The sequence below is a fragment of the Cellvibrio sp. BR genome (genome assembly GCF_000263355.1).
GTDB lineage: Bacteria > Pseudomonadota > Gammaproteobacteria > Pseudomonadales > Cellvibrionaceae > Cellvibrio.
This window is the reverse complement of the sequence record NZ_JH668200.1, coordinates 405,570-417,529: the sequence shown is the minus strand read 5'-3', so window position 1 is coordinate 417,529 and position 11,960 is coordinate 405,570. Positions and strand designations below refer to the sequence as shown.

Here is an 11,960-nt window from a genome sequence, read left to right as displayed (position 1 = left end):
TGGCGCGTCAATCAAATAACCAGGAGCAAGGAAATGACAGACGCTAATCCCTATCAAACCCCGCAAAGTAATTTGCACGAGCAACAACCGGTGCATTATCAAATCAATCCCAACTGGGATATTGGCGATGTATTCAAAGAAGCCTGGCAGTTAACCAGCGGTTACAAGGCAACCCTCTGGGGTGCAATGCTGATTTACATTGCAATTTCTATCGCGGTATCGCTGCCGTTTGAATTTATCGGCAAAGATTCGCTGGTAATAATGTTCATCTCACAAATTGTGATTGGTTTGGTGACCTACCCGCTTTACGCCGGTATCACCATGCTCGGTATTAAGCGCAGTGTAGGCGCGGCCACCAACGCATTTATGGTGTTTGATTATTATTCAAAAATTATCCCCATCTTTTTGTTGTATGTGGCGATGGTGATTTTAATTTTAATCGGCTTGGTACTGCTGGTTATCCCCGGTATTTATTTAGCGGTTGCTTACTCCATGGCGATTCCACTGCTGGTGGAAAAAAACATGGGTATTTGGGAAGCACTGGAAACCTCGCGTAAAACCATTCACAAATGCTGGTTTAGAGTTTTCGGCTTGTACTTAGTGGTGTTGGTTGTGGTAATTCTGGCGATGCTGCCTTTGGGTATTGGTTTGATCTGGGCGGTGCCTTTGGTCAATCTGGTGATGGGTGTGGTGTATCGCAACCTGTTTAGCGTGGGTGAAAACGTTTAAGCTAATTTGATTCCGGCAGCAGCGGGTATCGCAGACCCCCGAACAGATTGTTGTTCGGGGGTTTTTATTTTGTGGAGTTAAAACTCGCCATCGCGCGCCATGCGCTCGCGCTCTTTGCGATCTTCCTCTTCTTCTTTCGCGTGTTCGATAATGCGCATCATGGTGGCGATATCGGCGTCGACGTTGCTCTCGGCAAATTCGCCGGTGAGTTTTACATTGGGGTGCAGGTTGCCGTGTTCGAACAAATCCCAAATTTCTTCGGCGTAGTGAGTGACTAATAAATCCGGTGCGTATTGGCCAAAGTAGTCGCGCATATTGTTTACATCGCGGGTGAGCATGGCTTTGGCGTTGTTGTTACCGGCCGCGTTAACAGCCTGCGGCAGGTCGATGACCACCGGGCCTTCGTAATCCACCAACACGTTAAATTCGGACAAGTCACCGTGAACCAGTCCGGCGCAGAGCATGCGCACAATTTCCATCATCATGCGCGCGTGGTAGTCGCGCGCCGTCTCCGGGTCAAAGGCGACAGCGTCCAGGCGCGGTGCGGGGTCGCCTTCTTCATCGACTACCAACTCCATTACCAGCACACCTTCCAAAAACCAGTAGGGTGTGGGGACACGCACACCGGCTTCGGCCAGGCGATAAAGTGCGTCCACCTCGGCGTTCAGCCAGGCCTCTTCCGCTTCTTTTTGGCCGTAACGGGTGCCTTTGGCCATGGCGCGCGCGCGGCGCGAATTGCGCACGGTGCGGCCTTCCTGATATTGCACCGCTTGTTTAAAACTGCGTTTATTGGCTTCTTTGTAGACTTTGGCACAGCGGACTTCGTTATTGGCGCGCACCACAAACACTTGCGCTTCTTTGCCGCTCATTAATTGGTAGTAAACCTCGTCGATCAGGCCGTCATCGACCAGAGGTTGTAAGCGTTTTGGTATCTTCATTGATGCTCGGAATTGGGGAGAATGTGGCTGCATAATACCACTCATCCCCCCGAACCGGAAAAATGGCGGTGTTAATACTGCTTGCATAAGCGATAAAAAACGCCGCCTTGCAGGCTGCAGGGCGGCGTTTTTTTATCGGACTGACGTGAGCGGAGGAAAAGTTAGATTTTCAAATGGGTCTGCAAAAACTTTTCCATGGCTTCAAAGGTTTGTTGGCGATGGGGCAGGTAATCCAGATTGTGAGTGCCCTCCTCCAATTCGATGTATTCATGTACCTTGCCATTTTTTTCCAGGGCGCGCGCCATAATGCGGCTCTGCTCTACGGGTACGATTACGTCATCGTCGCCGTGAATTAATAGAATCGGGATTTTGACTTTTTCGGCCATGCGTACCGGTGAGGTTTCTTTGAGCTGTTTTTTGTCCTCGCCGAATTGTTTGCGCGCAGTATTTTTGTTGGTGAAATAGCGGAAATTATTGCTCATTTTCACCAGGTCAGACATACCGGCAAAACTGATCGCACACTGGAACAAGTCGGGGGTTTTAGTCGCACCCATGAGTGCGGCATAACCGCCGTAGCTGGCGCCCACGATGCAGACTTTTTTCGGGTCGGCAATTTTTTCATCGACCAGGTATTTCACCGCATCTTCCAAATCGTCTTGCATTTCAAGGCCCATGCCACCCACCGCTTGCATCATAAAATCGTGGCCGTAACCCGAGGAGCCGCGGAAGTTGGGTTGGAATACCACGTAACCGCGGTTGGCCATAAAGGTGGAGAACATGTCGAAGCTTTTACCGTCCTCGCTCATGGGGCCGCCGTGGGGCAGGATGATGGTGGCGGTGGGTTTGTTGGCAAAGGTTTTGGGCAGCGATAAAAAGCCTTCCAGTTCCAAACCATCGCGCGCTTTGTAGCGGCGCATTTCTTTTTCGATCAGCACGTCCTCGGTTAAATCCGGGTAAGCTGCCGCCAGAGGTGACAGGGTTTTAGCGTCGCGGTCGCCGTACAGATAAGTGCCGGGGTTGGTGGCGTTAGTGGTGTAGAGCACGTATTTGCGCGCATCTTCACTCATATTCACTATGTAATTGTTGGTGTCCGGCAGGGCTTTATCCAAACCGCCCTGAAATGCCTGGAATTCTTTGTTCCAGAACACACTGCGTGAATTGCCATCGTTGTAATACAGGCCCACCACTTCTTTGTGAGCGCGAGAATAAATTAGGCGACCGCTTATATCGTATTTCTCATGGCTGAACATCAATTCGCGCGGGTAACCGGGTTTGGACAAGTCGGTTTTAAACAGTGCCTGACGTCCTTCATGATCGGCAAAAATATAGAGCTCATTCGGATTGTTGCCAAAACCGGCAATGTAAATTGAGGGTTCGTCGAATACGACGTATTCCCAGGCCACGACCCATTTATCGGTGGCTTGATCGAGAATCTTGTAGGTGACTTTGCGTTTTTTATCGTCGTAGTGCTCGCCAATACGCACATTGCCTTGGCGATCGGCGTACCAGGAGCGCACGCTGCCCGAGTGTTTTTTCACGCGGGTCAAGCGGCCGGTATAGACGTTGGCTTTGTACACGGTTTGATGATGCGCCATTTCGCGGTCCACGCTGATTAGTACGTGCTCCGGGTCATCGGGCAGGTAGCTGATCACATTGTCTTGAAATTGGCTCACGTGGTTGTAGGGCGCATCTTCATCCGGTTTAACCAGAGTGATCATTTTGCCCTGCTTTTTGGCATCGGTTGCCAGCAGGCGGGTCTGCGAATACTTCACGCCGTTGGGTGCGCGGCTGTCAAAGCGCAAGCTCATCAATAACCGATCGTTATTGGCCCAGCTGACCCAGTTAAATTTAAATTCTTTGTTATCGGTTTTGGCGGGATAAATAGTTTTACCGCTGGCCAATTCCACCACCATCACTACGGTATCGCCGCCAAAATTTTTCAGCGCCAATAAGTGAGTACCATCAGGTGATAGCTCAATATCTTCAATCATCGCATCGTTGTAAAACACTTCCAGCGGCAGGGGTTGATGACTGGTTGTGGCGGCGTGTAATTGCGTCGGGATGAGGCAGCAAGTGAGCAGTGCCAGCAAGGTGCTAGCACGCAAACATGCCGCAAGGCAGGTGCGCAGAGACATACTTGAATCCTTGGTGTGATTATTGGAATCGCGCGCAGACCCAGTGCTTGTGCCGGGTTCCCTGAGCGCTCTGACTCTGTGCGGTTCCTGATAACAAGTGTGTACTACGGCGTCAGCGCAGTATCTATAAGTCGCATTTGTCAGTCAATTACACCCACAGCTTGCGCATTAAATATTTATGCCGGGCTAAATTAAGGTTCATTTAAGCGAGCTTCCCTATTCTGAACTGGTCGACACAGGCTTAGGCCACCATTTTTCAGTTATCGCTGATGACGTTTACCAACCACTTATGAATAGGAACACCACCATGACTTTTATTAAACATACTCTCGTTTTTGCTGCCTTACTTTCTGCTACAGCACTGGTACAGGCAAAAGATGTCAGCCTTGATGAAGCCATTAAATTGCGCGATGCTGGCAGCATTCAAGCCTTCGATAAACTCAACGCCCTTGCGCTTGCCCAACACCCCGGCGGTGTGCTGCAGGATACGGAATTGGAAAACCAATGGGGCCGCTATGTGTATCAAATCGAACTGCGCGATGCGCAGGGCCTTGAGTGGGATATAGAGCTGGATGCCAACACCGGTGAGATTCTCAAAAACCAACAAGACGATTAATCCTTAATTGTCGCAAACTTTTGCAAGGTAACCCATGCGCCCCTTATTTCGCTTGCTCTGTTATATCCCGCTGCTCGCACTCACCCTGAGTGTCAATGCGGATGACCTGAGCCAGGACGAAGCCCTGCGCTTGCGCGAGCTGGGGCGCATTATCCCGCTGGAAAATTTACTCGCGCTGGTACAGGCGCGTCATCCCGCCTCCCGCTTGTTGGAAGTTGAGTTGGAGGAGGATGACGATATTTATGTCTATGACGTGGAATTAATTACCACCGAAGGTGTGGTGCGCGAGTTGGAAATCGATGCCAGCACCGGCCAATTATTAAAAGACGAGGAGGATGACTAATGCGCATTCTTATCGTGGAAGACAATGTCGCCCTCGCCGACGAATTAACGGCGGATTTAAAACGCGCCGGTTACGCGGTGGATTGGCTCGCCGATGGCCGCGATGCGGCGTATCAAGGCGCAACTGAACCCTATGATTTAATTGTGTTGGATTTGGGCTTGCCGGGAAAATCCGGCCTCGATGTATTGCGCGAATGGCGCGCGGCGCAAATGCAGCGCCCGGTATTAATTCTCACTGCCCGCGATCACTGGGCGGAGCGTATAGAAGGTTTAAAAGCCGGCGCCGACGATTACCTCACCAAACCGTTTCACCCGGAAGAATTACAGCTGCGTATTCAAGCACTGTTGCGCCGCAGCCACGGTCAGGTGAATCAAACACACTTAACTGCCGCCGGTTTGCAATTGGATGAAGCCCTGCAACAAGTCAGCAAAAATGGCGCAACCTTTGAACTCACTGCCGCTGAATTTAGTTTGCTGCGCTATTTAATGTTGAACGTGGGCAAAATAATTTCCAAAGCGCAATTGCACGATCATTTATACGATGGTGAAAGTGAGCGCGATTCCAACGTAATTGAAGTGCATATCAATCACCTGCGCGGCAAACTCGGCAAAACCGCAATAGAAACACGGCGCGGCCAGGGCTATCGCCTGGTGGAACAATCAGCGTGAGAAAATTGTCGCCCTTAAAACCCGCCTTCAATTCCATTCAACAGCGGCTGAGTGTGGGGTTGATCGGGGTATTAATTTTAGTGGGTTTGCTGCTCGCGCAACTCAGCCTCTGGGTCTTTGACCAAGGTTTGCGCCGCTATTTCAGCACCCAATTGCAAACCCAAAGTGAAACCCTGTTGGCTGCCCTGGTGCGTGGTACTAATGGCATAGAGTTAGATCAACAGCGTATCGGTGCCGCTTATCAGCGCCCTTTTTCCGGGTATTATTTTTTAATCGATTTTGATGGTAAACAGTGGCGCTCGCGCTCGCTGTGGGATCATCAATTGCCGCTGCTTACGCAGCGCGGTTTGCAGCGCGCATTGCATGACGGCCCTGAAGCGCAGCAATTATTAGTCTATCGCGCGCAATTTCGTCGCTTTGGTAAAACCATCGTCATTCAAGTCGCGCAGGATTACACGCCCATGCTCGATAATTTTCGTCGCATGCAATTCATGGGTGGCGGGTTGGGTTTGGCGGCATTGATCCTGTTGGTATTATTGCAGCGCTATTTAGTGGCGCGCTCATTGCGCCCGCTGGAGGACTTGCGTGCACAAATCGCGCAATTGCAACAGGGGCAGCGCAGCACGCTCGAAACTGCAGTGCCCAGCGAATTAAAACCCTTGGTTGAGCAATTAAATCGCCTGAGCCAACACACAGAGGATCGCCTTAAACGCTCGCGCAATGCGCTCGGCAATTTAGGCCACGCTTTAAAAACGCCGCTGGCGATTTTGTTCAGCCTCGCCAATCGCAGCGAACTAAATAATCAGCCGCAACTGCGCGATAATTTGCGCAGCCAACTACAGCAAATGCAAGAGCGCATCAGCCGCGAATTGGCGCGCGCGCGGCTCGCCGGCGAAGCCCTGCCCGGCGCGCACTTTCACTGCGCGGCCGAATTACCGGATTTAATTTCAACTCTGCAATTAATTCATCGCCGCGATTTGCAGGTTCACTGGTCGGCGCCGGCGGATTTACGCCTGCCCTGGGATCGCGAGGACATTCTGGAACTATTGGGCAACTTGCTCGACAACGCCTGTAAATGGGCGCGCCAGCAAGTGCAAGTAAACATTCGCCATAATCCGGTGGCACAACATTTTGAATTAGTTATCGAGGACGACGGCCCCGGTATCGCGGCCGCCGAACGCGAACAGGTATTGAGCCGCGGCACCCGTATTGATGAACAAGTGCAGGGCCATGGCTTGGGGCTTGGCATAGTGCGCGATATTGTCGAGCACTGCGGCGGTGTCTTGCAGCTGCAACAGAGTTCACTCGGCGGCCTCGCGGTTGTTATACACTTACCGGCAACCAACGCCGGTTAGCCTTTGTTGCGCTAAGGGCGTTCTTTTTTTGTTTCAGCCCTAAAGACTCATGTTATGCGCGGTATGCACTCCTCGGGTTTATCGGCCCACCCCAATCAACAACCCCGCCCTGAAAATGCCAAGGTGAATTTACGCCAGAGCATGGCGTATTTGCTTCCCTATTTGTGGGATTTCAAAGGGCGAGTCATTCTTGCCATTCTCGCCCTGCTCGCCGCCAAAGGCGCAACCCTGGTGATGCCCTGGGCGCTAAAACATATTATTGATGGGGTGGATGCCAGCCTCGCGTCGCCGTTAATCTTCCCCGCGTTTTTTATCCTGTTTTACGGCGCGCTGCGTTTTGGCAGCGTGTTTTTTGGCGAGGTGCGCGACGCGCTGTTTAGCCGTGTTACCGAACACGCCATGCGTAAAATCGGTTTGCGGGTATTTAACCATTTGCATTCGCTGGAGCTGGCGTTTCATTTGGATCGCGCTACTGGCGGCATTAGCCGCGATATTGAACGCGGCACCAACGGCATCAGTTTTTTGATGCGCTTTTTAATGTTCAACATAGTGCCCACGCTGTTTGAAATTCTAATGGTCGCAATTATTTTTGCCGCGGCATTTTCCATTTGGTATGCGGTGATTACCTTGGTCGCCGTAGCCATCTATGTGGTATTCACTATTTACACCACCGAATGGCGCAACAAATTTGTACGCGAAGCAAATCAGGCAGATTCCTCCACCAGTACCCGCGCAATTGATTCGCTGCTCAATTACGAAACCGTCAAATATTTTAACAACGAGCAGTACGAAGCTGACACTTACGACAAATTCCTCGCCAACTGGGAGACAGCTAAACTAAAAAATCGCATGTCCTTGTTGGCGCTCAACTCGGGGCAGGCATTAATTATTGCACTGGCCATGACCGCGATGATGTGGATGGCGGCAGACAGTGTCATCAAAAAAGAAATGACCCTTGGTGATTTGGCGATGATTAACGCCTACATGATCCAGCTATTTATCCCGCTCAATTTTTTAGGTTTTGTCTACCGGGAAATTCGTCGCTCGCTCACCGATTTGGAAAATATGCTCGCGCTGTTAAAGCGCGATGCAACCATTAAAGACGCGGTGGATGCCAAACCTTTGGCAATTGCCAAGGGTGAGATCCACTGGCAGGGGGTAGATTTTGGTTATCACGCCGAGCGTCCGATTTTGCAGCAATTTAATTTGCATATTCCGGCGGGCAGTAAAGTGGCGATTGTGGGTTCCTCGGGGGCGGGCAAAAGTACACTCGCGCGCTTGCTCTATCGCTTTTACGATATTCACGCGGGCAGCATTCAAATCGATGGGCAGGATATTCGCACTGTCTCGCTCGCAAGTTTACGGCGCGCCATCGCCATAGTGCCGCAGGACACGGTGTTATTTAACACCACTATTCGCGAGAACATTGCTTACGGCAACCCGCAGGCGAGCGACGAACAAATTGCGCGCGCAATAAAAATGGCGCACCTGGATAACTTTATTAACAGTTTGCCCGAAGGCGATAAAACCCTGGTAGGCGAGCGCGGATTAAAAGTATCCGGCGGGGAAAAACAGCGTATTGCTATAGCACGCGTATTGTTAAAAGGCGCACCGATTTTAATTTTTGATGAAGCCACCAGCGCCCTGGATTCCCATTCCGAAAACGCAATCCTGGAGGCGATGCGCGCTGTTGCCACCGGTCATACTACCTTGGTCATTGCTCATCGGTTATCCACCGTGGTGGACGCCGATCAAATTGTGGTGATGGACAAAGGGCAAGTTGTTGAACAGGGGACTCACAACCAACTGCTGGAGTTGCAGGGACGTTACACGCAGATGTGGGCGCTGCAGCTACAAGAAGAGAAGTAACACCGTACCGCTAATCACAAAAAAGATCCAAAGCTGTGCGCACCGACTCCGGCGTGCACCAGCTCCTGTGCAACTGTTTAACAAACTACGCCGCATTTTTTATTTTATTGAGTGTTTTCAGCACCAAAATAATCCATTTCCGCCGCCGATGAACTGTTTCATTAACTTGGCACAGCTTTCGCTATAGCCCGATCACTATGCGCAATGGCGCCGGGAGCAGTGACGGGCAGCAGTGGATCGCCCGGCAGCAACCCTGTTGCTGCAATTTATTTTGGTCATAAGGGCGTGACGCATGTCGACTTCAGTTCAATTCAATTACGGTAAATACCGCGGTATTTTAATTTCGGTTGCGCTTTTTTTATTGCTCGACGCTTCGGTATTACTGCTCAACTTTTATGTCTCTTTTGAAATTGCCGACGACGCCGTGGGTGTAAACCTTGCAGGCCGTCAGCGCATGTTGTCGCAGCGCATGGCAAAAACCCTGTTTGTATTGGATAGCTCACGCGGCGATCCCGCTGCCTTCCAAACTGCCTATGAAGAGCTGCTATTCAGTAAAACGTTGTTTGATGAAACACTGCAAGCCTTTGTGCAGGGCGGTAGCGTGCGCGGCGGCGCCGGTAAAGAAACAGTAACCCTTGAGGCAGTAAGCAATCGCGCCGGACGCGATGCACTGCACAATACCGCGCAGCTCTGGCGCCCTTACAAATCCGCGGTGGATAATTTTGTCACCAACGCAGCCGTTAATCTCGGACAACCATTAACAACAGATACTGAAAACGCCTTAAGCGCCGCTGTTGCAATGGCACGCCTGCACAACTTGTCGATATTGGCTTCCATGAACGACCTTACCTTGAGTCTTGAGCAAGTCGCCGCTTCCAAAGCCAAGCGCTTGCGGTTAATTCAAACCATTGGTATCAGCTTAGCGGTAATGAACTTCTTGTTTATTTTGTTGCACTTTGTTCGCCAATTGCGCGATAGCGATGCCGTGATCGAAAAAGCGCGACGCGAAACCACCGAAATTCTGGAGACGGTAAATGAAGGCCTATTCCTGATCGACCACAATTTAATGATTGGCGAACAGCACTCGGCCAAGTTGACCGAGGTATTGGGCAATCAGCCCTTTGCAGGAAAATCATTTCTGACCCTGCTCGAAAACATGATCAGCGAAAAAGATGCCGAAACGGCGCGTGGTTTTATCGAATTGTTATTTGATAAAAAAATCAAAGAAAAACTCATTGGCGATTTGAATCCATTGAATTTGGTGGAGGTAAACATTGCCCAGGTTAACGGCGGCTTTCTCACCAAACATTTGCAGTTCAGCTTTGCGCGTGCGTATCAGGAGCGGGAAATCTCTCATGTGCTGGTGACGGTGCAGGATGTATCCGAGCAGGTGAAGCTTGCGCGCGAATTGAGCGAGAGCCGCAAACACAATGAATCGCAACTGGAAATGATTACCGGCTTATTGCATACCCATCCCGAGCTGCTGAAGGAATTTATTGATAACAGCTTTCAATGTTTCAATCGCATTAATGGCATTTTGCGCCAACCGGCCAAAACCGCGCAGGCCGTGCGTGAAAAAGCGGTCACTATTTTTCGCGAAATTCACAATTTCAAAGGTGAGGCGGCCTCGCTCAAACTCGCATTTTTTGAAAATGCCGCACACAGCATGGAAGACACTCTGGCGCAACTGCGCAGCAAATCGGACATTAGCGGCAATGATTATCTCGGCCTTGCTGTGCAGCTGGAAAACTTAATCAGTTACACGCAACAAGTGCAGCAACTTACCGAAAAGCTGGGGCAATTTTCGCTGGTCAGCAATAACGCACCGCGTACAGCATCTAATCAAACCATCACCGGCAGCCGTCGTAGCGATGGGTGGGATCACCTAAACGATTTTGTACAAAATATGGCGCTGCGCAATGGCAAACAAGTGCGTCTGGTGGCCAGTGGTTTGAGCGAAATTAGTATGGCGCCGGAGTGCGAGCAGCAGCTTAAAGAAATTTGTATTCAGTTATTGCGCAATGCGGTGGTGCACGGCATAGAAACACCGCGCGAGCGCGAGCTGAGCGAAAAACCAACGCTGGGACGAATTGATCTGCGCCTTGCCAAACTATCGGACGCCGAAATGGAGTTAACTATTAGCGATGATGGTAAGGGGTTGGATTATGCCGCCATCCGCGAAAAAGCCATGGCGACGGGCAAGTGGTCGGAACAGGAAATTGAATCCTGGAGCAATAAACAATTGCTCGGATTGATTTTTCAAGCGGGGTTTAGCACGACCAATGAAGTAACAAAAGACGCCGGACGCGGCATAGGAATGGAAGCAGTGATGCAACATGTAATTACCCAGCGCGGAAAAATTAATGTGGCCAGTCGCGCCGGTGAATTTTGTCGTTTTGTTATTAGCTTACCTATTATTCCGCCTGTAAATGAACAAACCATATCACCTGTTTCCCAAGGATCTGCCTATGCTGTCACTGATGATTGTTGATGACTCCAACATTATTCGTCGCAAAATTGAACGCTGTAATGACAGTGATCAATTTAATGTAGTGGCGTCGGCTGCAAATGGTTTACAAGCCTTGGAATTATTCAAACAAACACGCCCGCAATTAGTCACCATGGATTTAACCATGCCGGAGATGGACGGTATCGCTTGTATTCAGCAACTGATTGCGCTTGACCCGGCAGTGCGGATTTTGGTGGTTTCTGCACTGTCGGATAAAGCCACGGGTATTGATGCACTAAAAAAAGGGGCGCGCGGATTTTTATGCAAACCCTTTACGGAAGAACAGCTGCTGGATGCATTGAACGAGTTAACCCTGGATTAAGGATCAATAAATGTCTGAACAAACCATACAAGTATTTATCGATGGTGTTGTGCGCTACTTCCATCACACCAACGATAAAGAAGTAAGAGTCGGTACACCCTATCTGGTCGAAAATAATAATCCTGCTGCTTATGATATTACCGGCATTATTGGCATTTCCGGCCCTTACCGTGGTTGTGTGTATTTCACCGCGCCGCGTATTTTATTAAAACACTTGCTGCTCAGTATCGGTGAATCCGATACCAGTAACGAACATATTTTTGATCTGGTGGGGGAGGTGGCCAATACGATTTCGGGAAATGCGCGCAGCACCTTTGGCCATGAATTTATGATCTCGGTGCCGGTAATGATTGAAGGCGCGCCCAATCATATTCATTTGCCTGCACAACTGCGCTCCTATGTAATTCCAGTGTATTGGAAGTCCTATCACGCAGCGGTGGTTATTTGTTTGGAACAATAACGTTTTTGTGTACTAA

11 protein-coding genes are annotated in these 11,960 nt (G+C 50.3%); 9 read left to right on the top strand and 2 right to left on the bottom strand.

The annotated features are described in order from the left end of the window. The first annotated feature begins 33 nt into the window (after positions 1-33). Positions 34-729: a hypothetical protein gene (locus O59_RS01730; protein WP_040391024.1), complete on the top strand. Its 696-nt coding sequence runs from the start codon at positions 34-36 to the stop codon at positions 727-729. 77 nt (positions 730-806) lie between these two features. Here the strand turns inward: O59_RS01730 and O59_RS01725 are convergent, their stop codons facing one another. Both O59_RS01725 and O59_RS01720 read right to left on the bottom strand, forming a co-directional pair. Continuing rightward, the gene (locus O59_RS01725; RefSeq protein ID WP_007638893.1) at positions 807-1,667 is read right to left on the bottom strand and encodes a PA4780 family RIO1-like protein kinase; all 861 of its coding nucleotides are present in this window, start codon (positions 1,665-1,667) and stop codon (positions 807-809) included. A 161-nt stretch (positions 1,668-1,828) separates the two neighbouring features. Beyond that, positions 1,829-3,802 (bottom strand): S9 family peptidase, encoded by a 1,974-nt coding sequence (locus O59_RS01720; protein ID WP_007638888.1) that lies wholly within the window; start codon positions 3,800-3,802, stop codon positions 1,829-1,831. Between the two features lie 307 nt (positions 3,803-4,109). On the opposite strand from O59_RS01720, the gene O59_RS01715 reads away from it, so the two are divergent. The 8 genes from O59_RS01715 to O59_RS01680 all read left to right on the top strand — a co-directional run bounded on the left by O59_RS01715 (position 4,110) and on the right by O59_RS01680 (position 11,944). Further along, positions 4,110-4,418: a PepSY domain-containing protein gene (locus O59_RS01715; protein ID WP_007638887.1), complete on the top strand. Its 309-nt coding sequence runs from the start codon at positions 4,110-4,112 to the stop codon at positions 4,416-4,418. Between the two features lie 34 nt (positions 4,419-4,452). Further along, positions 4,453-4,761 carry a PepSY domain-containing protein gene (locus tag O59_RS01710; protein ID WP_007638886.1) on the top strand — a complete coding sequence of 103 codons (309 nt, stop codon included), beginning with the start codon at positions 4,453-4,455 and terminating at the stop codon, positions 4,759-4,761. Then, positions 4,761-5,429 carry a response regulator transcription factor gene (locus tag O59_RS01705; RefSeq protein WP_007638885.1) on the top strand — a complete coding sequence of 223 codons (669 nt, stop codon included), beginning with the start codon at positions 4,761-4,763 and terminating at the stop codon, positions 5,427-5,429. The genes O59_RS01710 and O59_RS01705 overlap by 1 nt, the downstream gene beginning before the upstream one ends. Beyond that, a complete protein-coding gene (locus tag O59_RS01700; protein WP_007638884.1) occupies positions 5,426-6,784 on the top strand; it encodes a sensor histidine kinase in 1,359 nt (452 codons plus the stop codon). The genes O59_RS01705 and O59_RS01700 overlap by 4 nt, the downstream gene beginning before the upstream one ends. Positions 6,785-6,838: 54 nt before the next feature. Continuing rightward, positions 6,839-8,653, top strand: a complete 1,815-nt coding sequence (locus O59_RS01695) for an ABC transporter ATP-binding protein/permease (RefSeq protein ID WP_007638882.1) — start codon at positions 6,839-6,841, stop codon at positions 8,651-8,653. A 292-nt stretch (positions 8,654-8,945) separates the two neighbouring features. Further along, positions 8,946-11,144 carry an ATP-binding protein gene (locus O59_RS01690; protein ID WP_007638874.1) on the top strand — a complete coding sequence of 733 codons (2,199 nt, stop codon included), beginning with the start codon at positions 8,946-8,948 and terminating at the stop codon, positions 11,142-11,144. After that, on the top strand, positions 11,122-11,484 hold the full coding sequence (locus tag O59_RS01685) for a response regulator (RefSeq protein ID WP_040391023.1): 363 nt from the start codon (positions 11,122-11,124) through the stop codon (positions 11,482-11,484). The genes O59_RS01690 and O59_RS01685 overlap by 23 nt, the downstream gene beginning before the upstream one ends. A gap of 10 nt (positions 11,485-11,494) precedes the next feature. Next, positions 11,495-11,944, top strand: a complete 450-nt coding sequence (locus O59_RS01680) for a chemotaxis protein CheX (RefSeq protein ID WP_007638872.1) — start codon at positions 11,495-11,497, stop codon at positions 11,942-11,944. The last annotated feature ends 16 nt before the right edge of the window (positions 11,945-11,960 follow it).